Source organism: Mobilicoccus sp. (genome assembly GCF_032060985.1).
GTDB lineage: Bacteria > Actinomycetota > Actinomycetes > Actinomycetales > Dermatophilaceae > Mobilicoccus.
Window position 1 is genome coordinate 23079 of sequence record NZ_DAMBGD010000011.1, and the last position, 26065, is coordinate 49143.

The window sequence follows — 26065 nt, forward strand, 5'->3', positions numbered from 1 at the left end:
AAGGTTCATGATGGGGACATGCCTTTCGACGTCGCCGCCGACCCCTCCGACGACACGGTCGTCCCACCCGCGATCCTCGACCTCGCCCGCGTGGCCGGGCGGATCACCGTGCTCACCGGGGCCGGGATGTCGGCCGAGAGCGGCGTCCCGACCTTCCGCGGCGCGCAGGGGAGCCTCTGGGAGGAGTTCGACCCGATGGCCCTCGCCTCGCCGAAAGGCTGGGACGCCGACCCCGAGCTCGTGTGGGCCTGGTACGCGTGGCGTATGGGTCTCGTGCGAGGGGTGGAGCCGAACGCGGGGCACCGCGCGCTCGCGGAATGGGCGGCCCGCGGAGACGCGGCGATCACCATCGCGACCCAGAACGTCGACGACCTCCATGAACGCGCGGGCAGCGCCGTCCTCTCCCACGTCCACGGCGACCTGTTCGCCCTGCGATGCGCCGAGTGCGGCACCGAGTTCACCGGCGAGGTCGTCATCCCCGAGGAGGCGGTGCAGCGCCTCGAACCGCCGCTGTGCGAGGAGTGCGGGGAGTACGTGCGTCCCGGCGTCGTCTGGTTCGGCGAGATGCTGCCCGAGGGGGCGTTCGACGCGGCCCTCGACGCCTGCCTCGAGGCCGACCTCGTGCTCGTCGTCGGCACCTCGGGGATCGTCTACCCCTTCGCGTCGCTGCCCGACATCGCCCGCGGCCACGGCGTTCCCGTCGTCGAGATCAACCCCGCCGACACCGAGCTGTCCGCCGGGGTCGACCACGTGTGGCGTGCCACCGCGGCCACGGCACTCCCGGCCCTCGTCGCCGCCCTGAGTCCCGCGTCCTGAGGCCGGTCGCGCCCCGGTGGCCCGGGGTCGGTCCGAGCGATGCGACCTCGACCGGTCGCTGCGCTCTGTGCAGCCGGTCCCCCTCCTCTCGGCGTGGGTGACGACGTCGACGGCTCCGCCGCCCACGGTGAGGGAGACGTCGCGAAGCGGGCGGCTCGGCGCGGGCGCCCGGGCCGATCACTGACGTGGCGTCGCCCCGTCGGCCACCGGACCCGAGACCGCCAGATTCGGCCCCACGGCGCACCGTGCTGCGGGGTCGGTGACGGACCCGATGTGCGAGACCGTTCGTCGTGACACTGCGCAGGACCCCCGACGTCGGGAAGGGCCCGGCTTAGGGTGGGCGGACCGCCGCCGCGTGGAGCGGCACCGCTCGAAAGGGGTTGTGCGATGCGCTCGTTGACGGAGCTGATCGAGCCGGGCAGTGCCCGCGTCGATGTGGTGGCGACCAGTCGGGACGAGGCGATCCGGGCCGCGGGGGAGCTGCTCGTCCGGGCGGGGGTCGCCGGTGACTCCTACACGCAGGCGATGATCGATAACGTCGACGAGCACGGTCCCTACATCGTCGTCGCCCCCGGGTTCGCCTTCGCGCATTCGCGGCCGGACTCCTCGGTGACACGGACCGGGATGAGCATCGTGCGCCTCGCCGAGCCGGTCGCGTTCGGGCACGAGACCAACGACCCCGTGACGCTCGTCCTCGCGCTCGCGGCCGTCGACGCCGACACCCACCAGGAGGCCCTCGCCGCCCTCGCCCGCCTCCTCGGCGACCCCGACCGGCGACGCCGCCTCGACGCGGCCCGCACCGGAGAGGACCTGCGGGCCGCGCTCGGTGACACGGGTCGGCCCGCGACCGGAGCCGCCTCCCGGAACGCTCCCACCGGTGCCGGCGAGGCGCCGGCGACGACGGATCCCGGCTCCATGCCGACCGGTGACACCGTGCCGACCGAGGACGCCGTGCCGAGCAAGGGGTTCATCCTCACGGTGTGCGGCAACGGGTTGGGGACGAGTCTGTTCCTCAAGAACACCCTCGAGCAGGTCCTCGACCGGTGGGGCTGGGGTGCACACGTCCGCGTCGAGGCGACCGACACGATCTCCGCACGTGGGCGCGCGGGCGAGGCCGACGTCCTGCTCACCTCCGGGGCGATCGCGGAGGCTCTCGGTGACGTCCCCGCCCCGGTCGAGGTCGTCGACGACTTCACCTCCCGCGCCCAGGTCGATGCGGCCCTGCGCCGTGTCTACGCCGTCTGAGTCACCGCGCCGGCCCAGTCGTCACGCTATGCGACAAGCGCTGTGCGAGGAGCGACGCCAGGCGCGCCCACGCCCGCTGAGCAGCCGCGCGGTGCGCGTGGTGAGCCCGCCCGGGGAGTGAGGAGGAGCGGGACAGCGCAGCCCGACCCTCCCCTCCTCACCCCCTCGACGCCGTCCGACAGGAGAAACCCATGAATCCGCTCGTCTCGATCGCGCAGTTCCTCGTCGACGAGATCCTCTCGGTGCCGGCGTTCCTCGTCGGCATCATCACGGCGGTCGGCCTCATCGCCCTACGGCGCCCGGCCCCCGCGGTGCTCGGCAGCGCCATCAAGGCCGTCCTCGGGTTCCTCCTCATCGGGGCGGGCGCGGGGCTCGTCGTCGCCTCCCTCGAACCCCTCGGCGTGATGATCCAGGGCGCGTTGGGCGCTCACGGCGTCGTTCCGACGAACGAGGCGATCGTCGGCATCGTGCAGGAACGGTTCGGCGCGCAGGTGTCGTGGCTGATGATCCTCGGGTTCGTCGTCGCGCTCGTCCTCGCCCGGTTCACGCCGCTGCGGTACGTGTTCCTCACCGGCCACCACCTGCTGTTCATGGCGACGCTCATCACCGTCGTCATGATGTCGGCGGGCATGTCCTCGGGTCTCACCGTCGGGCTCGGTGCGGCACTCCTCGGTGTTCTCATGGTCGCGTTGCCGGCCCTCGCCCACCCGTGGACCCGCAAGATCACCGGGGACGACTCCATCGCCATCGGACACTTCGGCACCGCCGGGTACATCGCGGCGGGCGCGACGGGTCGGCTCGTCGACCCCCGGGGGAGCAGCCCCTCGACCGAGGACGTCAAGGTGCCCGAGGGCCTGCGCTTCCTCCGCGATTCGATGGTCGCGACCGCCCTGTCGATGGTCGTCATGTACCTCGTCGTCGCGACGGCCTACCTCGCCCGCGTCGGCGAAGACGCGTTCGCCGCGTTCCCCGACGGCGCGACCGGCGTCGGCAACTACCTCATGCAGTCGGTGACCCAGGGACTCCAGTTCGGCATCTCCGTCGCGGTCATCCTCTTCGGCGTCCGCACGATCCTCGGCGAGCTCGTCCCCGCGTTCCAGGGCATCGCCGAGAAGGTCGTCCCCGGCGCCGTACCGGCCCTCGACTGCCCGATCGTGTTCCCCTACGCCCAGAACGCCGTGCTCATCGGGTTCCTCGCGAGCTTCGCCGGTGGACTCGTCGGCCTGTTCGTCCTCGGTGTGTTCCTCGGGCCCGTCTTCGGTCTCGCGCTCATCCTCCCTGGCCTCGTGCCGCACTTCTTCACCGGCGGCGCGGCCGGCGTCTACGGCAACGCCACCGGCGGGCGGCGTGGCGCGATCGCCGGGGCCTTCGTCAACGGCCTCATCATCACGTTCCTGCCGTCGATCCTCATGCTCGTCATGGGCGATTTCGGCGAGGCGAACACGACGTTCGGAGACGCCGACTTCGGCTGGTTCGGCATCCTCATCGGCGTCGGTGCTCGCGCGGGCGGCACGGTCGGTGCCGTCATCCTCGCCCTCATCGGCGCCGCGGTGCTCGGTGCGGCGATCCTCGTGCAGCGTCGTCTCGTCGACGTGCGGTGGGATCCGGCGCCCGCCCGCCGCACCGCCGTCTCCTCCTCGGCCGCGGGGGCCGGTGCGGCGTCGGGTGGTGCGGCGAAGTCCGGTGGTGCGGCGTCGTCGCGTGGGGTGCCGGGTGGGGCCGGTGGCGGACGACGCTTCGCCCGCGTCGCCCCGCCCGAGGGCGCCCCCACCCCGCCGCCTCCGATGGACTGAGGGTCCGGCTGCACGGCACGTCGCCCACGGTGCCGTCGTCCGCGATGTCGCTCATGACCTTGTCTGCGGCGGGGTACAGCGGCGGCCTGTGGGTGCGGATGCGGCCTCCCGGCACAATGGTGCCGTGGACGGTCTGCTGCCCAATGTCGCTCTCGTGCTCGTGTTCATCCTCCTCGGAGGGGTGTTCGCGGCGTCCGAGATCGCCTTGGTGTCCCTGCGGGAGAGCCAGGTCAACGGTCTCGCCGAGCGCGGTGGCGCAGGCGTCGTCGTCCAGCGGCTCACTCAGGACAGCAACCGGTTCCTCTCCGCGGTGCAGGTGGGGGTGACCCTCGCGGGCTTCTTCTCGGCTTCCTTCGGCGCCGCGACGATCGCGCCCTACCTCGAGCCGATCCTCCGCGGCTGGGGGGTGCCGGCGGGTGCCGCCGCGACGGTGGCGTTCGTGGTCGTCACCCTCGTCATCTCCTACCTGTCGCTGGTGCTGGGAGAACTCGCCCCCAAGCGCCTCGCGATGCAGAGCGCCGAGTCGTTCGCGCTCGTCGTCGCCCGCCCCCTCGACGCCATCGCGCGGATCCTGCGGCCGGTCGTGTGGTTCCTCGGCCTGTCGACGAACGTCGTCATGCGGTTGCTCGGGCGCGACCCCCACGAGCAGAAGGAGTCGATGGACGCCGCGGAGCTGCGCGCCATCGTCGCCGAACAGGAGGACCTCGGCGAGGACGAACGCGGCATGGTCGTCGACATCCTCGCCGCGGGGGAGCGCACGGTGTCCGAGATCATGACGCCCCGCACCGAGGTCGACTTCCTCGACGCCGACATGCCGGTCGCGGAGGCGCGCGCCGTCGTCCAGACCCTCGAACGCTCCCGCTACCCCGTCACCGGCAAGGGCGTGGACGACATCCTCGGATTCCTCCACATCCGTGATCTGCTCGTCGACGAGGCCCAGACGATCGTCGGCGACGCCCTCCGGGTCGGCGACCTCGTGCGGGAGATCCTCGTGCTCCCCGGCAGCAAGCCGCTGTTCTCCGCCTTCGCGCAGATGCGCGAGACCCGCAGCCACCTCGTCCTCGTCGTCGACGAGTACGGCGGGACCGACGGCATCGTCACCCTCGAGGACGTCATGGAGGAGTTCGTCGGCGAGATCGAGGACGAGTACGACGCGACCGACGAGCCCGTGCGGATCGTGCGCCCGGGGCGCCGGGAGGTCTCCGGGCTCCTCGGCCGTGCGGAGGCCGCGAAGGTCCTCGGACTCGGCCTGCCCGAGGGTCCGTTCGACACCCTCGGCGGACTCGTCATGCACCTACTCGGACGCCTCCCGGAGGTCGGCGACGAGGTCGACTGGGGTCCGTTCACCCTCCGGGTGCTCGAACTCGACGGGCGCCGGGTCGACCGCGTCGAGGCACGGCGGCACACTGATGAGGCGAACCGGGAAAGATCCACGGCCCTCACGCGTTGACCCACGCGAGATCGACGCGATCGCGCACCACCGTACGAAGGAATCTCATGCCAGCTTCGGCCACACCCCCCACCGATTCCGGTCGGCGCGACGACGGTGTCCGCCGGGCCGCCCACCGCCAGGACGGGCGGGACGGTCGGGACGACCCCAAGGCGCCCAAGCCGTGGCGCACCGAGGGCATGCCCGAGGGCACCGACGGCAAGAAGTCGCCGAACTGGAAGTGGCTCGCGGTCGCCATGGGCATCCTGTGGCTGCTGCTCTTCGGCGTGCTGCAGATGCAGAACGCCGCCAACGCACCCCGCGACATCACCTACACCGAGTTCACCCATCAGCTCACGGCCAAGAACGTCGAGAAGGTCCAGTCCAAGGGCGACACCTTCACCGGCACCCTGCGCACCGAGGCGCCCTACCCCGGTGAACAGGACGTGACCTACAAGAACTTCACCACCGAGCGCCCCACCTGGGCCAAGGACGACGTCGGCAAGATGCTCGACGACTCCGACGCGGTGGTGAGCGCCGACAGCGTCGTCGAGCAGGGCAACGTGTTCCTCAGCCTGCTCTTCTCGTTCGGTCCCGTGCTGCTCATCCTCGGCATGCTCGTCTTCTTCATGCGCCGCAGCCGATCGATGATGGCGGGCGGCCTCATGGGCGGCAAGAAGAAGGGCCCGGTCGACCCCGAGACCGTGCGGGTGACGTTCGACGACGTCGCCGGCATCGACGAGGTCGAGAACGAGATCTACGAGATCGTCGACTTCCTCACCAACCCCGAGAAGTATCGCCGCCTCGGCGCCCGCGCTCCCAAGGGCGTCCTCCTCGCCGGGCAGCCCGGTACCGGCAAGACGCTGCTCGCGCGAGCCACCGCCGGCGAGGCGGGGGTGCCGTTCTTCTCGGCGAGCGCGTCGGAGTTCATCGAGATGATCGTCGGCGTCGGCGCCCAGCGCGTCCGTGAGCTGTTCGAAGAGGCCCGCAAGGTGGCGCCCTCGATCATCTTCATCGACGAGATCGACACCATCGGCCGCGCCCGCGGGGGATCGCGCGCGATGGGCGGTCACGACGAGCGCGAACAGACGCTCAACCAGATCCTCACCGAGATGGACGGATTCTCCGGCAGCGAGGGCGTCGTCGTCCTCGCCGCGACGAACCGCGCCGACGTCCTCGACCCGGCGCTGCTGCGTCCCGGCCGGTTCGACCGCACCATCCAGGTCCACGCGCCCGACGCCAACGGCCGTGAGCAGATCCTCGCCGTGCACAGCCGTGAGGTGCCGCTCGCCGAGAACGTCGACCTCATGGCCGTCGCCAAGTCGACGCCAGGGATGACGGGTGCCGAGCTCGCGAACCTCGTCAACGAGGCCGCACTGCTCGCGGCTCGCAAGGCCGCGAAGAACGTCGACCAGTCCGACCTGTTCGAGGCGCTGGAGAAGGTCCAGCTGGGCGCCGCGCGCAACGTCGTCATGCCGCCGGAGGAGCGCCGGCGCACGGCCTACCACGAGGCCGGTCACGCCCTGCTCGGCATGCTCCAGCCGGGGGCCGACCCGGTGCGCAAGGTCTCGATCATCCCGCGTGGTCGCGCGCTCGGCGTCACGCTCTCGACGCCGGACGACGACCGGTACGGCTACGACGAGGAGTACCTGCGCGGCCGCATCATCGGCGCCCTCGGCGGTATGGCGGCCGAGGAGCTCATCTTCGGCGTCATCACCACGGGAGCGGAGTCCGACCTCGACAGCAGCACGAACATCGCCCGCAGCATGGTCGGCCGGTGGGGCATGAGCGAGCGCGTCGGCCCGGTGCAGATCTACCCGAACGAGGGCGACCCCCGCTCGGCCGGGTTCAGCGAGGACATCCTCGCCCGCGCCGACGACGAGGTGCGTCGCATCGTCGACGGGTGCTACTCCGAGGCCGTGCGGCTGCTCCGCGAGCACCGCGACAAGCTCGAGCGCATCACCGCCGCCGTCCTCGAGAAGGAGACCCTCGACGAGGCCGACGTCTACGCCGCCGCGGGCATCCCCCGCCCCAGCGCCGACGTCATCGACTCCCCGATCCAGGGCAGCCGTGCCGTCCCCACGACCGATCACTCCCCGGCGAGCGAGAACGCTCCCTCGCGCGCCGAGGCCGGGGCGTCGGTGCCGGACGGTGAGGACGGGCGGCCCGAGGGCACCTCACCGGGGCAGGAGTCGCCGTCGCCGGAGCACGTGTCCTCGCCCCCGCACGCGTCCGGGTCGCACGCGGTGGACTCCCGCGCGTCGGAGCACACCTCGGTGCAGTCCACGTCGTCACCGTCCACGGAGGTCCCGGGCCCCGAGTCCTCGTGGCCGCAGGACGGGTCGCGCCCCGCCCCACCCGCCTGAGGCCCGACCCCACCACCCGGATGCGCCGGCTCTCCCTGAGGGAGGGCCGGCGCATCCGGGTGGTGCTGTCGCCGTGGGTGCACCCCCGTCGTGGGTGCGCACGCGTCGTGGACGTCCTTCCGCGCTGACGTGCTCACCCTCCCGGTGCCCCCGGGTGCCCGGTGCCCGGTGCCATCACGTCATGACGGGGCGGCGCCGCGGGTTGTCGTGGCCTGGTAGGGGAGTCGCGGGGCCCGTGCTCAGACGCGACGAGGTGCGGCACGCGCCACGCAGGTGATCAGGCGAGTAGTCGGACGGCGTCGGGGCGCACGCGGGCCTGGACCGGCAACCGGCAGAGCAGGTCGCCGTCGGCCCACACCTCGCCCTCGCCGTCGATGCCCACCTCGCGGGCGCGGAACGTCTCGACCTCGGGCCGGCGCACGTGCGTGCCGTCGAACATGCCCGTCATCACGGCCGGGAACGCGCGTTTGTGCCCGGCGATGGCGGTGACGTCGAGGACGTCGTCGGTGAGTTCGGCGTCCGGGCACACGTGCAGGCCGCCGCCGTACCACCCCGAATGGCCCACGGCGAGTTCGAGGCCCTCCCAGTCGAAGCGGCGTCCGTCGAGGCCGATCGAGAAATGCTGTGGGGGCACTCCGGCCAGCGCTCGGACGGCCGCGACGTGATACGCGTAGCGCCCCCGCACGCGGGAGCTGTGCGCGAGGCGCGAGGCCCGAGCCGAGAACCCGATGCTGAGGACGCCGAGGAAGGTGCGCCCGTCGGCCTCGCCCAGGCCGATACGGCGCTCCCGGGCGACCGACAGCGTGAGTGCCGCCTGCACCGGGTCGCGCGGAAGTCCGACGGCGCGCACGAAGTCGTCGCCGCGGCCGCCGGGCAGGGCCGCGAGGCAGGCCCCGCTCGTCGCCACCCCGGAGGCGACGAGGGCGTGCATACCGTCCCCGCCCAGGCTGACGACCAGTTCGTCGGGGTCGGCCTCGGCGGCGATCCGTGCCGCGTCGGCACCGTCACGGCTCGTCACGCTGCGCACCGCCCACCCGCCGGCCCGCAGCGCGTCGAGCACGGCGGGCCGCAGGGCGGCGGCACGTCCCCCACCGGCGGTCGGGTTGGCGACCAGCACCGCGTCTCGCGTCATCACCGGCCCCCGTCGTCATCACGACTCGCCGACGCCGCCGCCCCCGCGTCTCGCCCCGTCGGTGTCGTCGCGGCGCTCCTCCCCGCCACGTCTGTCCCGGCCTTCGTCGACGGGTCGACGGCGATGAGCGCGCCGGGGTTCATCACGCCCACGGGGTCGAGTTCCCACTTGACGGCCCGCAGGGTGCGGACGCCGAGGTCGCCGGCCTCCTCCTCGGCCCAGGCTCGGTGGTCGCGCCCCACCGCGTGGTGGTGGGTGATGGTGCCGCCCCCCTCGATGATCGCGGCGCAGGCGGCATCCTTGACGCTCTGCCACTGCGCGAGCGGGTCGGCCGCCTCCGGGCTGACGAACGTGTAGTAGAGCGAGGCCCCCGCGGCGTAGACGTGGCTGACGTGGCACATCACGACGGCGCGACGCCCCTCGACCTCGAGGGCCCCGCGGATCGCCGCGCCCACCCGGTCGTGGAGCGCGCCGAGGTTGTCCCAGGTCGTCGCGGTCTCGAGGGTGTCGGCCAGCACGTGGTGCGCGAGCAGCACGTCGCGCGCGTAGGGCCCGTCGAACCGGTGCTTCTCCCACGACGTGGCCACCACGGACGGCATCCGCACCCCGCCGGCGCGACGCAACGCCCGCTCAGATGCCCGCTGCCGCGCCCTGAGCGTCGAGGCGTCCGTGCCCTCCCACACGCAGATGAGCAGCGCGGGTCGGTGGCGACCCCGAAGGCGGGCGTACCGCAGCATCGCCGTGCCCGCCCGCCCGGCGTGCCCGAGGTTGACCGCGGTCTCCTCCTCGTCGGAGAGGCGGCAGACATCGGGGATGACGCCCTTGCCCAGGTCCTGGGCCAGCACCCGCAGGGCCGCCCAGCCCTCGTCGTAGGAGTCGAACATGAAGGCGCCGTGTCGCTTCTCGGTGGGCAGGGGCTGCACCCGCACGGTCGCCTGCGTGATGACCCCGAACGCGCCCTCGCTGCCGAGGACGAGATCGAGCAACCGCGGTCCCGCCGCGGAGGCCGGGGTACGCGGCTCGACGACGAGTTCTCCGGCGGGGGTGGCCAACCGCACCCCGACGACGTGCTGGTCGGGACGCCCGTAGCCCGTCGAGGCCTGACCGGCCGATCGCGTCGCGAGGTAGCCCCCGAACGTCGCCTCCTGATGGCTCTGCGGGTAGTGCCCGAGGGTCAACCCGAGCGGGTGCAGGGCGGCCTCGATGTCGGGCCCGCGCAGGCCCGGTTGGAAGGTGGCGAGCCGGGAGATCGGGTCGCAGTGGAGCATCCGGTCGAGTCGCTGCAGGTCGAGCAGCGCGACGCCGCGTAGCCCGGCGGCATCGGCCGGGCGGGTGAGACCCCCGACCACCGACGTCCCACCCCCGCGGGGGATCACGGCGATCCGGTGTTCGGCACAGACGGCGAGCACCCGGGCCACCTCGTCCGCATCGCCCGGCAGCACGACGACATCCGCAGCGGCCCTGCCGTCTCCCGTCCACAACCGGTACAGGTCGGGCCAGCTCTTGCCGCCGGCCCGGGAGATGAGCTCCTCGCGGTCGTCGAGAACGTGTCTGGCGCCGACGACGGATTCCAGGGCGGCGCGGCCCTCATCGGTCAGCCCGGAGGCCGGGAGTCGCACGTCCGCGAGATCGACCGGGCGGCGCGGCAGTGACAGCGGCCTGACGCCCAGGCGGCGACGGAGTTGCGTCCATGCGGCGGGCGGCAGGGTGCGGTCGTGCCCGGGGTCTCCCCAGCCGTACCAGACGGACCGGGGGATGGAATGCGTCAGGGCCTCAGCCATGTGAAACAGATTGCCACGAAGTGTTTCAAATTGCAGGAGGCGTGTGTCACGATGACGGGCATGAGCCCGCTCCCGGAGACCTCCGACCACGGCGAGAACGTCCCCGACGAGCACACGAACGGACCCATCAGCCCGGCGGGGCACGGCGAGGAGAGCGGCGGAGCCACGGCGTCCGCCGAGCCCGCCGACACCGCCGAGCCCGCGGGCATCGACGCGGCGTTGATCGACGCCGTGCGGGCAGAGGTCGTCACCGTCGGGTTGCCGCGCACCACCGCCACCGCCGTCGCCCACCGCGCCGGCATCTCCCGCGTCACGCTGTATCGCCGGGCCGGTGGCGTGGAGCGTCTCGTGCTCAACGCGATCACGCAGGAGATGGCCGACATCATCACCCCGCTGCGCCGGGCCCTCCCCGACCGCTCCGGCCGCGACCGCGCGATCATCCTGGCCTTCGGCCTCATGGAGGCCTTCGCCGCGTCCCCGTTCCTCAACGCGCTCGTCGTCGCCCACCGCGGCCTCCTCGAGCCCTACCTCACCGAGCACCTCGGTTCCAGTCAGCGCGCCATGATCGACGCGATGCTCCCCGAGCTCGAGCGCGGCATCACCGACGGCAGCATCGCCCCCGGCGAGCCCCGGGTGCTCGCGACCGTACTGTTGCACGCACTCACCCCCTTCGCCACGGCCGAACGCCTGCTCGACGGCGAGATCGGGCGCGCCGCCGTTCAGGCCCAGTTGCACCGACTGATCAGCGGTTATCTCGCCGCGTCCTCGGAGGAGGACCCCTCGTGACCACCCGACCCACCGACCTGCGCGCGTCCGCCCGTCCGCAGATCCTCGCCCGACTCGCCGAGACTCCCTACGACGTCATCGTCGTGGGCGGGGGTGTCACCGGCGCCGGCGTGGCCCTCGACGCCGCGTCCCGAGGACTGCGCACCGCCCTCGTCGAACGCGTCGACCTCGCCGCCGGCACCAGCCGGTGGAGCAGCAAGCTCGTCCACGGCGGACTGCGGTACCTGGCCAAGGCCGACCTGGCCGTCGCGTGGGAGTCCGCGGTCGAGCGTCGTCACCTCATGACGACGATCGCCCCGCACCTCACCCGCCCCACCGGCTACCTCGTGCCGCTCGGTGAGAACACCTCCCCGCCGATGGGGGTCCTCACCGAGGCCGGTGTGCGATTCGCCGACGTGTTGCGGATGCTCACCCGCACCCCGGGGTCGCTGCTGCCCGTGCCCCGTCGGATCGGGCGTGAGGCCACGTTGCGCTTGGCCCCCGGTCTGCGTTCCGAGGCATTGCGCGGTGCCGTCTACTACACCGACGGTCAGCTCGAGGACGACGCCCGCCTCGTGATCGCGCTGGCCCGCACCGCCGCGGCGCACGGCGCGGACGTCCTCACCCGGTGCGCCGCGACCGACCTGCGTGAGGACCGACTCACCCTCACGGACGAGACGACGGGCGAGAGCGTCGAGGCTCGGGGCACGGTCGTCTCGGCGACCGGCGTGTGGGCCGGTGAACACGACCCGTCGTTGCGGATCTCGCCGAGCCGCGGATCCCACCTGGTCGTGCGGGCCGAGGCGCTCGGGTGTCCCAGCGCCGTGTTCACCGCGCCGGTGCCGGGTCACTTCGGCCGGTTCGTGTTCGCTCTGCCACAGAGCGACGGCCTCGTGCTCGTCGGCCTCACCGACGACGCCGCTCCCGGGGTCGACGGCATCGCTCCGCCGGTGCCGGAATCCGACGAGGACTTCCTCCTCGCCACGATCAACCGCGCGCTGGAGCGCCCCCTGACCAGGCAGGACGTGGTGGGCCGGTTCGCCGGGCTGCGGCCGTTGGTGCTGCCGACTCCGTCGGGCGGGTCGACGGGAGGGACGAAGAGGCGGATCGGGAGGCACGGGTTCGGGGAGAGGCGCGAACACGGCGCGTCGGGGGATCTGTCGGAGGGCGCGGAGCGCGCACTCGTCGAGGCGGGCGCGACCGCCGACGTGTCCCGACGGCACCTGCTCATCGACGAACCTGGCCGGCCCCTGACGATCGCCGGGGGCAAGCTCACGACCTATCGCACGATGGCCGAGGACGCCGTGGACGCCGCCTGCCGTCGTCTCGGGACGGACCGGGAGTGCCGGACGAGGACGCTCCCGCTCGTGGGCGCGACGCCGCGGGAGGTGCTGGCCCGTCTCGAGGAACCGACCCGTCTCGTGCGCCGTTACGGCACCGAGGCCGGTCGTGTCGCGGAGTTGGGCCGTCGGTACCCCCGGTTCGCGGGCCCCGTCGCCGAGGGCGTCGCCTACACCGGTGCGGAGATGCTCTTCGGCGTGCTGGCGGAGGGCGCCCTCACGGTGGAGGACCTCGTCGAACGCCGCACCCGCACCTCCTTCGTCGAGTCCGCCGTCCCCGCCGCCCGCGAGGTCGCCGCCCAGGTCCTGGAACTCGCGACCACCTGACCCCCGCCCCCCGGATGACGTCATCGATGACGTCATGCGGGGTGAGGAAGGGGGCAGGGGGGCCATCGACACGGCTGAGCGCGTCGAGCGCGTGCTCGCCCTCGTGAGGTCCGAGGGCGCGGACGGCCCCAGAGCCACGGCGTTCCAAGTCGAGAGGCCCCCTCCCGGGTTGGGAGGGGGCCTCTCGTTCATCGCCGGTGCGGACGACCGGGCGAGCACCGGTCTCGATCCGCCGGCCTGGTCAGCTCTCCCAGCCCGCGTCGGCGATCCAGCGCAGGGCGGTGAGGGAGGGCATGAACATGTTCTGCCCGCCGCGGAGGCGGTTGAACGTCGTCACGCCGTCGACACGGCGGCGCACCGGCTCCGCGGGGATGGTGAACACGCCCGGCTCTTCGTGGAGGCCCACGACGGGGTCTCGTTCCGTGCCGAGGTCGATGAAGTTGCCCCGGTTGATCCACTCCTGCTGGAGGAATTCCACCGTGTCGTAGGCGCGGGCGCTGATGAAGATGAACACGATGCCGCGCGATCCGTCGTCGTCCGCCGCCGTGACGTCGCGGGTCCACTTGGGGCCGAACGTCGAGGAGCGCCGGATGATCCGGTGGATGTTCTCGTCCGAGAGGATGGTGAGCTCTGAACCGCGCGGATTGAGACGACGGGAGTGGGCCGCGTGCGGACACACGAACCCGGTCGCGTCGTCGTCGTAGTCGAAGTCGTTGTTGCGCATCGGGTCGGCGCCGAGCTCGGGATCGTCGGCCTGGGGGGCCAGCTCGAGCGGCGCTCCGGAACGCCACCGTCCGACCATCTTCGCGCCGAGCCGGTCCTGCGCCTCGACGCTGTCGCCGTGCTCCCGCAGGAAGTCGTTCCACGCGCCCACGCGACTGTCGTACTTGCGGAACACCACGAACGAACCGTTGCGGCCGAGGACGTCAGGACTCGGCATCGCGACGGGCGCGCCGGTTTCGCTGTCCTCGCCGAGGATGAACTCGCCCGCGGCGATCGCCGGACCCTCCCCGGGGAGGGCCTCGACGCCCGCACCCGCGACGACGGGCTGGCTGATCGAGTCACGGAACCCGAACGGGTTCTCGGCGTCCTCGTCGGCGCCGAAGGGGTGCGACCGCAACAGGGTGACGCCGGGGGTGTCGTCGAGGACGCCGAGGGCCTTCGACCTCGCCTCCTCGAGGGCCTCCTCACCGTCGGCGTAGATCGTCACGGCGATGTGGAAGTCGTCTCCGCGGTACAGCTCCTCCCACGTCTCCGGCGCGTTCTCGCCGGTGTCGCGGAGCTGCTCCGCCCGCGCGGCCATCCCCTGACGGAACGGCAGGGGGAAGCTCGAGAGCGACTCCTCGGGGAGTCCGAGTGCTGTGAGGCCGTCGTGGCTGAGGGCGACCCCGGTCCACGCGTGCAGCTCCTCGGTCCAGTCCTTCGCCGAGGGCACGTGGTCGACGAGCTTGCCGAGCAGGGCGCGGCCACCCTCCGCCTCGTCGATGCGCAGCGCGGCGTGGATGCCGACGTACGGTTCCGGGCGCGAGCGCAGGATGAGCGCCTGGATGTCCTCGAGGTCGACCGTGACGCGTTCCTGCCGGAACCGTTCGCGCAGGTGCTGCAGCAGCCCCGCCATCAATAATCCACTCCCTCGGGCGTCGACAGCGCCTTCGTCAGCTCGGTGAGCGCCTCGCGGGTCGTCGCGTCCATGGCGGAGTTCTCCGCCATGCGGTCGAGGAAGGTCTGCAGAGCCTTGTCGGTGCGCTGGTAGCGGCGCACGTCGACGACGGTGGCCTGCGGATTGGCGACGAACCAGCCGGCCGCATCGATCTGGTGATTCGCGATGTAGTCCTTGACGTCGGGCGAGTCGATACCGGGCCACCCCTCGACGTTGGCGAACAACAGGTCCATGAGCTCGGGGATCTTCGTCGCGAAGTCGTCGATGTAGGTGTCCCAGTCCCCGTCGTAGGCGGTCGCGAAGAGGATGCGGGTGTCGTCGTCGAGGAACACGAACCGCATGTTGTGCAGGGTGGAGACGCGCTGGGCTCCGTCGAAGTTGCCGCCGGTGAGCGAGAAGATCCGGCGAAGGCGGTTGGCGCCACCGGGCTTGAGGTCGGCGATGGCGGTGAGTTCGGAGACGTTGCCGGACTGGATGCCCGCGCGGCCGGCGGAATGCGCCGTGCCCTCGAGGTCGGGTTCGCGGTCGGCGAGGATGGCCTCGGCGGCGATCCGACCGATCTGCGGGGCGTCCTCCGCGATCTCGCCGATGAGGCGGCGGAGTTCCTCCAGCTTGGATTCGTGTGCGATGCGGGGGTCGCCGGTCGTCGTGTCGGAGTGGTCGGTCACGGTTCTCTCCTCCGGTTCGGAGTTCAGGTGGGGATCTCGGTGAGGGAGTCGGGCTCCTCGCGCGGCACGGCGTTGAGGTCGTGGCGCTGCCGCGAGGACGACTCGTAGGCGAGCTTGCGCACGCGCATGATCGACCCGAGGGGCCGATGGGCCTCGACTCCGTTCCACGGGTTGAACGCGAGGTGGTCGTCACCGGCGACCCGACGGGCGGGTCCGCCGACGTCCTGCGGGTCGAAACGGACCGTCGCGACCACGCGGAACGGGGACTCGTCCTCGTCCCAGAGCACGGCGGCGTCCTCGACGGGCATGGTCTCCAGGTCGGTGCACAGCTGCGCCCGCAGCTCGTACGTCGCGCCCTTGGTCATGAAGTGGCGGACGACCGCGGTACGCATCGCGTCGAAGTCGTCGCCGACGTCGACGCCGGTGAGCTCGGCGACCTCCCGGGTCGGCGCGAGGGACATCTTGGCGACGTGGTCGCCGTAACGGATCGCGGCCTGGGTGTAGAAGGTCTCACCGAGCATGTGGGAGTAGTCGTTCGCGAGGCCCTGGACGGTCGCGCCGGGGGTGCGACCGAGTTTCTCGGTGATCGAGGCGATGCCCCGGGCGGCGGCGGAGACCGCCTTCTGCGCGGCGGCCGGGTTGCTCGCGTTCTTCTCGAGGATGTCGAGCATGTCCTCGTACTTGGTCACGGTGCCGAACGCGAGCGTCGGGAAGTTCACCATGAGGAAGTCCTGGTTGGCGCCACCGAGTTCGGGGGACAGGCGCTCGCCCTCCACGCCGATGATCTTGAGCGCGAAACCCCGCGGGGCGGGGATCTCGTCGGAGTGGATGTCGCCGGGTGCCGACGAGAGGCGGGCGACGACCTCGTGGGTGCCGGGGGTGGCGAAGATGCCCTGCGCGAGCTCGTGCGGCAGGTCGTCGTGGACGGTGAGTTGCCCGGTGATGATCGCGTGGCTCTTGGCGTGCGCGTCGCGGTGGGCGTGGCGGTGACGGTCGGCGTTCTCCGCCTGGGTGGCGGCCATTCGTTCGACGATTCGCTGGGAGATCTCGGCCTCGTTCTCGACGGGCACTTCGACGTCGGCGTGGTAGCGGATGGGGTTCGTCATGGTGACTCCTCGTCCTTGTTGGCTTATCAATATTGTACTGGACTCATTTTCGTCTGTCCTGGTGGGCGCATCGGCGCTGGTCAGGAGGACCGAGGGAGACCCGAGGGGAGGGAGGGCCAGGAGATCCTGCAGGGAGGCCGCGGGTCGGTCGGGGGTGGGGGTCGCCCATGCAGGCCCGACGGTGCCGCGCCCGGGGGTCGAGATCGGGGTTGTGAGCGCCAGGGGCGCCGGGAAGCATGACGGCCATGGATGCGGACGTCGTCGTCGTCGGGGCAGGACTCGCTGGGCTGGTCGCCGCGGCCGAGGCCGCCGACGCTGGGCGCACGGTCATCCTCATCGACCAGGAGGGGGAGCACAACCTGGGCGCCCAGGCCTGGTGGAGCCTCGGCGGGCTGTTCCTCGTCGACTCCCCCGAGCAGCGGCGGCTCGGGGTCCGCGACAGCCGGGAACTCGCTGCTCAGGACTGGTTCGGGAGCGCCCGGTTCGATCGCGCCGAGGACTACTGGCCCCGGGCCTGGGCGGCGGCCTACCTCGACTTCGCGGCCGGTGAGAAGCGGGCGTGGTTGCGCACGATGGGTCATCGCTTCTTCCCCGTCGTCGGCTGGGCCGAGCGGGGGGACGGCCGTGCCGACGGGCACGGCAACTCCGTTCCCCGATTCCACATCACCTGGGGCACCGGGCCCGGCATCGTCGCGCCGTTCGAGCGCCGGGTCCGCGCGCATGTCGAGACCGGGCGCATCCGGTTCGCGTTCCGTCACCGCGTCGACGAGCTCGTCAAGGACGGAGGTGCGGTCGTCGGCGTCCGCGGCACCCTGCTCGAGCCGACCGACGCCCCGCGCGGCGTCGCCTCCAGTCGGGAGGCCGTCGGCGAGTTCGAGCTCGGCGCCCAGGCGACGGTCGTCACGAGCGGCGGCATCGGCGGCAATCACGACCTCGTCCGTCGCGCGTGGCCGGAGCGGCTCGGCAGCCCGCCGCGCCGCATGGTCGCGGGCGTCCCCGCCCACGTCGACGGGCGCATGCTGCGCATCGCCGAGGAGGGCGGCGCGCGCCTCATCAACGCCGACCGCATGTGGCACTACGTCGAGGGGGTGCGCAACTGGGACCCGGTGTGGGAGAACCACGGCATCCGCATCCTGCCCGGGCCCTCCTCGCTGTGGCTCGACGCGGCCGGACACCGGTTGCCCGCGCCGTTCTTCCCCGGCTTCGACACTCTCGGCACCCTCGCCCACCTGCGGCGCAGCGGGTACGACTACTCGTGGTTCATCCTCACCCGCAAGATCATCGAGAAGGAGTTCGCGCTCTCGGGCTCGGAGCAGAACCCCGACCTCACCGGCAGGGACATCCGGCTCGTACTCTCCCGCGCCCGGCCCGGCCCCTCCGCACCGGTCGAGGCCTTCATGAACCACGGCGAGGACTTCATCGTCGCCGACAGCCTCACCGACCTCGTCGAGGGCATGAACGCCATCGCCGACGACGACGTCCCACGCCTCGAGGTCGCGGAGCTGCAGCGGACCATCGAGGCCCGGGACCGCGAGCTCGACAACACGTTCACCAAGGACGCCCAGGTCACGGCCATCCACGGGGCGCGTCGTTACCGCGGCGACCGGCTCATCCGCGTCGCCTCACCCCACCGGTTGCTCGACCCGGAGGCCGGCCCTCTCATCGCCGTGCGGCTCAACGTCCTCACCCGCAAGACCCTCGGCGGGCTCGAGACCGACCTGTCGGGCCGTTGCCTCACCGTCGGCGGTACCCCGCTACCCGGTCTCTACGCCGCGGGCGAGGTCAGCGGCTTCGGCGGTGGCGGGATGATGGGCTACAACGCCCTCGAGGGCACCTTCCTCGGCGGTTGCCTCTTCTCCGGTCGCGTCGCCGGCCGTGCCGCCGCCCGCGACGTGGGCTGACCGGGCGTCGGGCGGGGCTCGCCCGGGGCGACGCCGAGGGGAGTCACCGCGCCGACCGACTCGCTCACGTCGTCGCCGCGACCCCGGTCGTCGCGCCGGCGGACCAGCGCGAGCGTGCTCTGCGGTCGCGTCGTGCTGCCGTCGCGTCGTGCTGCCGTCGCGTTCGTCCCCGCACCGTCGTCACGGCGCCGTCAGGTTCGCGCGGTCGGCTCCACGTCCACACGGCCGCGTCCACGCGGCCCTGACGCCGCGGTCGTGACTACGCGGTCGGTGCGTCCGTCGTCCCGGTCTCGGGGTCGGTCGCCGACACGTCCGGTCGAGGGGCGAGGCCGTCGCCGATGAGCGTGAACGCCTCACGCAGTGCCTCGGCGACGCGCCGGGGATGCGTGTCGGGCGTGGTCGCCGCGGTGCCGTCCTCGCGCGGACCGCCGTCGTACTCGTCGCCCTCGCCCTGTGTGCCGAGGCCGGTCTGTTGGCCGTGCTGCACGTGCAGGTAGGTCGCACGGGCCGAGGCGAGGACCGCGGCCGCCGTGACGCGGGCACGGAGGTCCTCGACCGGGTCGGCCCGCCGAGCGGCGGCCTCGACGAGGGCCGTCTCGATCTCGCGGTTGGCACCCATGAGGGCCGCTCCGAGACGCGGGTCGCGGCCGACGACGAGTCGCCTCAGGTCGCGTAGCGGGTCCTCCTCGATGGCGACGAACCACGAGCAGACGACGGTGGTGAGCGCGGTGAACAGGTCTTCGGAGCCGGGCCGGGCGAGGAGCGCCGCGCCGAGGGTCTCCGGCAGATCAGGTGGGAGGCCGAGGACCGCGGCGTCCTTCGTGCCGTAGTAGTTGAAGAACGTGCGGGCCGACACCGTTGCGGCCGAGGCGATCTCCTCGGCCGTCACCCCGTCCAGACCTCGATCGGCGACCAGACGCAGCGCCGCCTCGTGGATGGCGCGACGGGTCTCGCGCTTCTTGCGGGCGCGCAGACCGTCGGGGTCGCATGCCCCGTCGGCGGTGGAACTCGCCCGCATGGACGCCCGCGTGGACGTCGACTTCGTGGATGTGGCCACGCCGAACCCTTCCGGGGAGATCCCCGTTCTTCGCGCACCAGGCGTTTACCGTGCACCCAGTGCAAACTTGCAGTGACTGTAATCTTAGCGCATCATGGTGACGTGACAACTCGCACTTCCGACGTGTCGACCCCGTCGTCGACCCGGGCCTCATCGGCCCCCTCGCCCGCAGCCACCGGCGCCGCCGAGCCCTTCCACCTCGACGCCTCCGGCCGGCGCGTCTTCATCGGGCTCATGCTCGGCATGCTCGTCGCCTCCATCAGCCAGACCATCGTCTCGCCCGCGATGCCGCGCATCGTCGCCGAGCTCGGGGGCATGGAGCACTACTCGTGGCTCGCGACCTCGGCGATGCTCGTGTCCGCCATCACGGTGCCGATCGTCGGCAAACTCTCCGACCTCTACGGGCGTCGACCGTTCTACCTCGCCGGTCTGCTCGTGTTCATGTTGGGGTCGGTCCTCGCCGGGATGAGCCAGAACTTCTGGTTCCTCGTCTTCTCCCGCGCCGTGCAGGGCATCGGCATGGGCACGCTGATGCCGTTGTCGCAGACGATCATCGGTGACATCATCCCGCCCCGCGCCCGTGGCAAGTACCAGGGCCTCATGGGGGCGATGTTCGGGGTGAGCTCGATCGTCGGCCCGCTGGTCGGCGGTGTCGTCACCGACCACTGGGGGTGGCGCTGGCTGTTCTACATCAGCCTCCCGGTCGGCATCGCGGCCTTCGGCGCGATCTTCCGGTTCCTCCACCTCGATCAGGAACGCCGCGACGCCAAGATCGACTGGGCCGGCATCGTCGTCCTCACGTTCACGCTGCTCGCGCTCCTGCTCGCGACCTCCCTCGGCGGGACGACATGGGCGTGGAGCTCTGCCCAGATCATCGGCCTGTACGTCGCCGGCACCATCGGCCTCGCCGTCTTCATCGCCGTCGAACGCAAGGCCGTCGAGCCCGTGCTGCCGCTGCGCCTGTTCCGCAGCTCGGTGTTCACCTTCAGCAACATCGCGAGCTTCGGTGTCTCGATGCTCATGTTCGGTGCGCTGATCTACATCCCCGTATACGCACAGGGGGTGCTCGGCGTCGACGCCACGCAGTCCGGTCTCATCCTCATGCCGATGAGCGTCACGATGATCGGCCTGTCGATCATCGCCGGCATGGTCATCACCCGCACCGGCCGGTACAAGGAGCAGACGCTGCTCGGCGTCGCGATCCTCGGTGTCGGGTACTGGATGCTCACGCGGATGCACTACGGCTCCTCCAACCTGGAGCTCACGGCCGCCATGGTCGTGCTCGGCGCCGGCCTCGGCATCAGCATGCAGGTGTACACGCTCGTCGTGCAGAACATCGTCCCGCGCGCCGATCTCGGTGTCGCCACGGCGGCCACCCAGTTCTTCCGCAACGTCGGCTCGACCATCGGCATCGCGGTCTTCGGCACGGTCATGACCTCCCGGGTCGGCGACGCCATCGCCGGGCACCTCCCCAAGCAGGCGGCGGCGCACATGCCCGAGGGCGGACTCGACGCCGGGGCGGTCCTCGACCCGAGCCTGCTCGCCAAGATGCCCGCCCCCATCGCGACCGCCGTGCGCCAGGGCCTCGGCGACGCGTTGCACGAGGTGTTCCTCATCGGTCTGCCGATCGCCGCGCTCGTGTTCGTCGCGACCCTGTTCATCAAGGCCGTGCCGCTGCGCGACACCCTCGGTGGCGGCTCGCCCGGCGAGGGGGCGGGGCGTGAACTCCTCGACGGGCTCGGCCAGTCCAGCGCCGATGACGAGCGCCACGCCGAACGCCGCCGCGCGGGCGAGGCCCGCACGAAGGAACGCCTGCTGGGGCTCGAACTGCAGAACCTCGCGATCCGGGCGACCGGCGAGGAGTTCCCACTCCTGCGACGCGGCGTCGCCGACCTCGGTGAGGGCGACCTCAACCGGGGGATCGCGCTCCTGGAGCGCACCGCCCACATGCTCCTCACCGAGGACGCGGCCACCGCGGCCAAGGCCGAGCGCTACGCCCTCGAGGTCGCGCGGGTGGGTGAGCGTCGGGGTGGGGTGCTCTCGAAGGAACTGCGCGACACCCTCGCCTCGGCCGCCGCGGCGGCGGGCGAGGCGGAGCCCGACGGTGACGCCCCCACGGTGCAGCAGCGGTACGAGGCCGTCGACGTCGGCACCCTCGGCGACGTCGGCAACGACCTCACCGCCGCCCTCCTCGTCGACCTCCACCGCAGCCGCACCTGACGTCGGGCGGGGGTGACGCCGTCCCCCACGCCCACCTCGCACCGGAGCCCGGCGCTCACACCGGAGGCTGGGTGCTCCGGTCCGAGCGCCGGGCTCCGTTTCGAGGTCACGGACCGCCGGGCCGGCGGTCGCCTCTAGCCTGAGACGATGACGGCGCAGGTGAACGTGCGGACGGCGACTCCGGGCGACCGGGAGGCGTTCGTGCGGTTGCGGACGGTGATGTTCGCGGCGATGGGCGTCCCCGACGTCGATCAGCTCGGCTGGCAGCGTGAGGCGGGGGCGTGGTTCGAAGCGCACTGCACCGCCCCGGAGGTCGAGGTGGTCGTCGTCGACGTCGACGGCACGGTCGTGGCCTGCGCGATGGGCGAGGTCGTCGAGCGGGCGCCGTCCCCGAGTGTCCCCTCGGGCCGGTCGGTGATCGTCTCGAACGTCTGCACACTGCCAGAGCACCGGGGCCACGGATACGCCTCGCGTGCGCTGGAGGAGCTGATGTCCTGGGTTCGCGCGGAGTCCGGGGCCGGGGCCGCGTCGCTGTTCGCGACCGCCCAGGGGCGAGGGATGTACGAGCGCCTGGGTTTCCGTGAGCACGCGTACCCGGAGATGCGGCTGCGACTGACGTGAGGGCCCCGTCGTGGCGCGAATGCACCTGTGTACGTAGGCGAATCGACAGAACCTGGCCGTAGCCTGAGGGCGTGCCCATGCGACCACTCCTCGTGAGCCTCCTGGCGGCGGCGGACGCCGCGCCCACCGATGTGACGCTCCGGCTGCACGTCGTCGAACTGCTCCGGGAGCACGGCGAGTTCGTCGAGGCCGTCCGGCACTGTGCGACCGCGCTGGCGGTCGACCCGAGCGCCGTTCCGGTGCGGACGATGATGCGAGAGCTCCTCGGCGAGGCCCCGCCCCCGTTGGACCGCGGCACCCCGCCGTCCTCGGAGGCCACCGTCCCCCACCCCGCGGCGGCGCCCGTCCCGGGGTCCCAGGCCGCCGCGGTCGTCACGGCCGCAGGGCTGGATGGGGCGCACATCGTCGCCCGCGCCGCGACCCCCAGCAGCCAGGAGTCTCCGGATGCGAGGGGCACGTTCTCGACGTCCTCCGTCCTCCGCGGCAGGACCGGCGAGTCCGGGCCCGACCGCAGTCGCGGTGAGCAGGGCGAGGACGGACCCGCCGCCATGGGGGTCGGCGATGCTCGGGACGGCCGCGCTCGGGACAACGACGTCCGGGTCGACGAGGTCCCGAACGCACCCGTCCGGACCACCGATTCCCAGGACGCCTCCACCGCCCGCCACGCTCCGGGGCCTCACGACCCTCGGCAGCACGACCTGCGGCAGCACGGCCCCGCGGGCGGCGGAGAAGGACCCGGGCGGGAGGAGGGCGACGAACCCGACGAACGGTGGGCCGAGCGCGTCAACGTCACCCTCGCCGACATCGGGGGGATGGACACGGCGAAGGAGCGTCTGCAGGCCGCGGTTCTCGCCCCGATGCGCAACCCCGAACTCCGTCGCCTCTACCGGCAGAGCCGCACGGGCGGCGTGCTCCTCTACGGGCCGCCGGGGTGCGGCAAGACGTTCCTCGCCCGCGCGACGGCGGGCGAGCTCGACTCCCGCTTCCTGTCGGTGACGTTCGAGGGGAGGACACCCGCCGAGCAGGTCCAGGAGATCGCCGAGGTGTTCCAGGCCGCCCGGGATCAGGCGCCGGTCGTCCTGTGCCTCGTCGGCGTCGAGCACCTGGGTGGTCCCCGCGCCGCCGATCGCCGGGGGGCGACGCCGCGCGCGGTCGGTGCCCTCACGGCCGAACTCGACAAGGGTCCCGAGGGCAACCTGGGCGTCACGGTCATGGGGACGACGAACGCGCCGTGGGAGGTCGATCCCGCGCTCCGGCGCCCGGGCCGGCTGGAGCAGTCGCTCCTGGTCCTGCCGCCGGACCGGACGACCCGGGAGGTCGTCCTCCACCAGCAGCTCGGGGATCACCCCGAGGTCGACATCCCGCAGGTCGCGCGGCGTTCGCGGGGGTACTCCGGGCGCGACCTCGTCAGCGGGATCCGTGGCGCCGAGAGTCGGTCCGGGGGCGTGGTGACGACGAAGGACGTCCTCGACGCCCTCGCCGAGCGGCCCCCGTCGGCGCAGCGGTGGCTCGAGGCCGCAGCGAACCAGACGGCCGTCATCGCCGACGACACCTCCTACGTGGGTCTGCGGGAGTACCTCGCCGCACGCCGTGTCGGTCCCGCGACCCCGTCGTCGCCGCCGGGAGCCCCCACCCGGTCGGACGACGTGGGATCGAGGGCGTCCGGTCGATGAGGCGGGGCGCTCGCTGTGACGGGCGGGAGGAGATCAGCCGGCGTCGTCGAAGCCGGCGAGTTCGTCGTCGAGACGCGAGGTGAACTGGGTGGCGACCTCGAGCTGTTGAGCGAGGTCGAAAAGCCGGGAGTGCATCTCGCTGTTGAGTTCGGCGAGGCGCGTGTGGACCGCGCGACGGTCCTCGGCCGAGGCCTCCGCGCTGCGCATCACGTCGAGGTCCGCGAGGATCCCGCGCATCCCCTCGAGACTGAACCCCAGGGGTTTCATCTGCATGACGGCGAGCAGACGCTGCACGTCGATCTCCGAGTACATGCGGAAACCGCCGCTCGTGCGCGCGCTCGGCGTGATGAGCCCGGCCTCCTCGTAGTACCGGATGCTGCGCAGCGACAGACCGATGCGTTCGGCGACCTCGCCGATGCGGTAGCGGGGGGCGGGGTCGATCCCCCGCATCTCCGCCCCCGAGAGGCCGCGCTCCGGCGGAGTGACGTAACCGGAGGCGCCGCTGGTGGCGTTCGCCTCGTCCGGCCTGAGTGACGGCTCGCCCCGGCCCTGTCTGTGGTTCACGATCCCGACCTCTCCGCTGTACGGCGGCTCAGTCTAGGCGCTCGGCGCAGACCCCGGCGAGGAAGCCGTCGCTCCCTGTTCCGTCTCGTCGAAGGGCTCGACGACCGCACTGGTCCACCGGGCGAGTGTGCTCCCGGTCCGGCTCGCTCCCCGCCGGGTGGCACGGACCGCGGACGTGGCTCCGGCGACGACGGCGCCGACGCCGTGGAGGGTGACCGAACCGGCGTTGTAGTAAGCCTCGTGGCCGAACACCGGCATCAGCAACGAACGGCCACCGTCGGGGTAGGTCGCCGGACGGGACCGCGTCGACAACGACCGGATTCCCGTGACCTGGTGGGTCGGAGCGCCGAAGACGCCGAGGAGGGCGACGAGGTCTCCAGGGGCGGCGGCGGCGTAGACCTCGTCCTCCGGCACCTGCAGGGTGGCGACGTCGGTGGTGAACAAGCCCGGGCACCCGGTGACGGCCGCGGCGTCGAAGACGTCGGTGGCAGCGAGCGCGAGGCCGAGGACCGAGCCCCCGTAGGAGTGCCCGGACCCGACGAGCCGGGTGTCGGGCCGGCAGATCGTGCGCAACCCCTCGGCGCACCGGACGAGTGCGGGGGTGGCCTCCTGGGCGTAGTGCGGGTCGGCCGCCTGGCCGGGCAGCCACAGGGGCAGGCCGGAGTCGCCCAGCGGCCGTCGGACCGCGATGTCCTGGGGCGCCTGGTAGCCGATCCAGTCGAGGATGGCGACGCGATCGACCCCGACGTAGCGTCCCGCCTCCGCACGCAGGTTCGACATCCACGCCATCTCCCGCAGCAGCCGGGCGTCGACCGTCGTCGTGGCGCCGGGGACGTGGAGGACGACGTGGTCGGCGGTGTGCAGGTCACCGAGGAGGACCGCAGCCTTGAGGGGGTTCTCGGCCGTGTCGAGGAGGTACAGCCATCGCTGGTCCACCGGGGTGGTGACACGGGCCAGATCCTCGCGGATCCGGTCGTCGGACCAGTCGTCCTCGGCCGCCTCGGGGGTGAACAGCGCTCTGAGCTTGAACAGGCCACGCAGGTCGCTCTCGTCGCGTTCCCGCTGGAGTTCCTCGTCGGACTCCGCACCGAGGCCGACCGTCTCGCGTCGGACGGGGTAGGCACCGCCGGCGATCAACTCGCCCGGGTCGAGCTGCGCCGAGAGTCGGTCGATCTCCTCGTCGAGGACGAGCAGGTTCGCCCGGTGGCGGACGTCGAACGGCACGCCGTCGGCGCCCCCGACGAACGCCGGGCCGGAGATGAGGACGTCGTCGCGTTCCTGTGGCGTCATCGACTCCCACCACGACGCGACGACGGCGGGGTCGTCGCTCGGCGGGCGGGGTGGCAGGGGCGCCCCACTGACCGTGAGCCGCGGGGCTCGGCGTCGGACGATGTCGGCCTCGGCCCTGAGGTCGGCCACGAGGCGTTCGGCCCAGAGGAGTTCGACGCGGGTTCGGCCGGCGAGGATCTCCTCACCGAGGGCGTCGAGACGCCGGGGGAGTCCGGCGAAGCCGTCGTGCGCGAGGCGGGCGTCCGCGAGGGTGGCCCCCAGGTCGGCGGCGATTCGGTCGAGTGCGTCGGCGAGACTCTCCTTGCTCATCC

Annotated in this window: 19 protein-coding genes; 11 read left to right on the forward strand and 8 right to left on the reverse strand. The window is 72.2% G+C overall.

Going from position 1 to position 26065, the window contains the following annotated elements:
• The first annotated feature begins 18 nt into the window (after window positions 1-18).
• From RT054_RS10000 to ftsH, 5 genes are all read left to right on the forward strand, one after another.
• Window positions 19-816, forward strand: a complete 798-nt coding sequence (locus RT054_RS10000; RefSeq protein ID WP_312721082.1) for an NAD-dependent deacylase — start codon at window positions 19-21, stop codon at window positions 814-816.
• A 387-nt stretch (window positions 817-1203) separates the two neighbouring features.
• Window positions 1204-2061 (forward strand): PTS sugar transporter subunit IIA, encoded by an 858-nt coding sequence (locus tag RT054_RS10005; RefSeq protein WP_313023378.1) that lies wholly within the window; start codon window positions 1204-1206, stop codon window positions 2059-2061.
• 191 nt (window positions 2062-2252) lie between these two features.
• Entirely contained in the window at window positions 2253-3854 is a 1602-nt protein-coding gene (locus RT054_RS10010) for a PTS ascorbate transporter subunit IIC (RefSeq protein WP_313023380.1), read from the forward strand.
• Window positions 3855-3978: 124 nt separating this feature from the next.
• Window positions 3979-5304, forward strand: a complete 1326-nt coding sequence (locus RT054_RS10015) for a hemolysin family protein (protein ID WP_312721452.1) — start codon at window positions 3979-3981, stop codon at window positions 5302-5304.
• A gap of 47 nt (window positions 5305-5351) precedes the next feature.
• Complete coding sequence (gene ftsH / locus RT054_RS10020) at window positions 5352-7649, forward strand: ATP-dependent zinc metalloprotease FtsH (protein ID WP_313023381.1); 2298 nt, start codon at window positions 5352-5354, stop codon at window positions 7647-7649.
• A gap of 277 nt (window positions 7650-7926) precedes the next feature.
• Here the strand turns inward: ftsH and RT054_RS10025 are convergent, their stop codons facing one another.
• Both RT054_RS10025 and RT054_RS10030 read right to left on the reverse strand, forming a co-directional pair.
• A complete protein-coding gene (locus RT054_RS10025; protein ID WP_313023382.1) occupies window positions 7927-8781 on the reverse strand; it encodes a diacylglycerol kinase family protein in 855 nt (284 codons plus the stop codon).
• Window positions 8781-10562 carry an FAD-binding oxidoreductase gene (locus RT054_RS10030; protein WP_313023384.1) on the reverse strand — a complete coding sequence of 594 codons (1782 nt, stop codon included), beginning with the start codon at window positions 10560-10562 and terminating at the stop codon, window positions 8781-8783. The genes RT054_RS10025 and RT054_RS10030 overlap by 1 nt, the downstream gene beginning before the upstream one ends.
• Window positions 10563-10622: 60 nt before the next feature.
• Here RT054_RS10030 and RT054_RS10035 point away from each other — a divergent pair, with 60 nt between their 5' ends.
• Both RT054_RS10035 and RT054_RS10040 read left to right on the forward strand, forming a co-directional pair.
• Window positions 10623-11348: a TetR/AcrR family transcriptional regulator gene (locus tag RT054_RS10035; RefSeq protein WP_312721460.1), complete on the forward strand. Its 726-nt coding sequence runs from the start codon at window positions 10623-10625 to the stop codon at window positions 11346-11348.
• Window positions 11345-12994 (forward strand): glycerol-3-phosphate dehydrogenase/oxidase, encoded by a 1650-nt coding sequence (locus tag RT054_RS10040; protein WP_312721461.1) that lies wholly within the window; start codon window positions 11345-11347, stop codon window positions 12992-12994. Before RT054_RS10035 ends, RT054_RS10040 begins: the two co-directional genes overlap by 4 nt.
• A gap of 241 nt (window positions 12995-13235) precedes the next feature.
• On the opposite strand, the gene RT054_RS10045 is transcribed toward RT054_RS10040, so the two are convergent.
• The 3 genes from RT054_RS10045 to RT054_RS10055 form a co-directional block, all read right to left on the reverse strand.
• Window positions 13236-14612, reverse strand: a complete 1377-nt coding sequence (locus RT054_RS10045) for a peroxidase (protein ID WP_019310329.1) — start codon at window positions 14610-14612, stop codon at window positions 13236-13238.
• Window positions 14612-15265, reverse strand: coding sequence for a hypothetical protein (locus RT054_RS10050; RefSeq protein ID WP_267866079.1), 654 nt, complete (start codon window positions 15263-15265; stop codon window positions 14612-14614). Before RT054_RS10050 ends, RT054_RS10045 begins: the two co-directional genes overlap by 1 nt.
• Before the next feature lie 80 nt (window positions 15266-15345).
• Window positions 15346-16428 (reverse strand): catalase family protein, encoded by a 1083-nt coding sequence (locus RT054_RS10055; protein ID WP_313023386.1) that lies wholly within the window; start codon window positions 16426-16428, stop codon window positions 15346-15348.
• A 245-nt stretch (window positions 16429-16673) separates the two neighbouring features.
• On the opposite strand from RT054_RS10055, the gene RT054_RS10060 reads away from it, so the two are divergent.
• The gene (locus tag RT054_RS10060) at window positions 16674-18329 is read left to right on the forward strand and encodes an FAD-binding dehydrogenase (RefSeq protein ID WP_313023388.1); all 1656 of its coding nucleotides are present in this window, start codon (window positions 16674-16676) and stop codon (window positions 18327-18329) included.
• A 259-nt stretch (window positions 18330-18588) separates the two neighbouring features.
• On the opposite strand, the gene RT054_RS10065 is transcribed toward RT054_RS10060, so the two are convergent.
• Window positions 18589-19386: a TetR/AcrR family transcriptional regulator gene (locus RT054_RS10065; protein ID WP_313023390.1), complete on the reverse strand. Its 798-nt coding sequence runs from the start codon at window positions 19384-19386 to the stop codon at window positions 18589-18591.
• A gap of 234 nt (window positions 19387-19620) precedes the next feature.
• Here RT054_RS10065 and RT054_RS10070 point away from each other — a divergent pair, with 234 nt between their 5' ends.
• From RT054_RS10070 to RT054_RS10080, 3 genes are all read left to right on the forward strand, one after another.
• Complete coding sequence (locus RT054_RS10070; protein ID WP_396837270.1) at window positions 19621-21606, forward strand: MDR family MFS transporter; 1986 nt, start codon at window positions 19621-19623, stop codon at window positions 21604-21606.
• A gap of 147 nt (window positions 21607-21753) precedes the next feature.
• Window positions 21754-22227 (forward strand): GNAT family N-acetyltransferase, encoded by a 474-nt coding sequence (locus RT054_RS10075; RefSeq protein ID WP_313023395.1) that lies wholly within the window; start codon window positions 21754-21756, stop codon window positions 22225-22227.
• A gap of 77 nt (window positions 22228-22304) precedes the next feature.
• Window positions 22305-23900, forward strand: a complete 1596-nt coding sequence (locus RT054_RS10080) for an AAA family ATPase (protein ID WP_313023469.1) — start codon at window positions 22305-22307, stop codon at window positions 23898-23900.
• 33 nt (window positions 23901-23933) lie between these two features.
• Here RT054_RS10080 and RT054_RS10085 read toward each other — a convergent pair whose 3' ends face one another.
• Together RT054_RS10085 and RT054_RS10090 are read right to left on the reverse strand one after the other, a co-directional pair.
• On the reverse strand, window positions 23934-24464 hold the full coding sequence (locus RT054_RS10085; RefSeq protein ID WP_313023396.1) for a MerR family transcriptional regulator: 531 nt from the start codon (window positions 24462-24464) through the stop codon (window positions 23934-23936).
• Window positions 24465-24497: 33 nt separating this feature from the next.
• Window positions 24498-26063 (reverse strand): alpha/beta hydrolase, encoded by a 1566-nt coding sequence (locus RT054_RS10090; protein WP_313023397.1) that lies wholly within the window; start codon window positions 26061-26063, stop codon window positions 24498-24500.
• Window positions 26064-26065 lie beyond the last annotated feature (2 nt).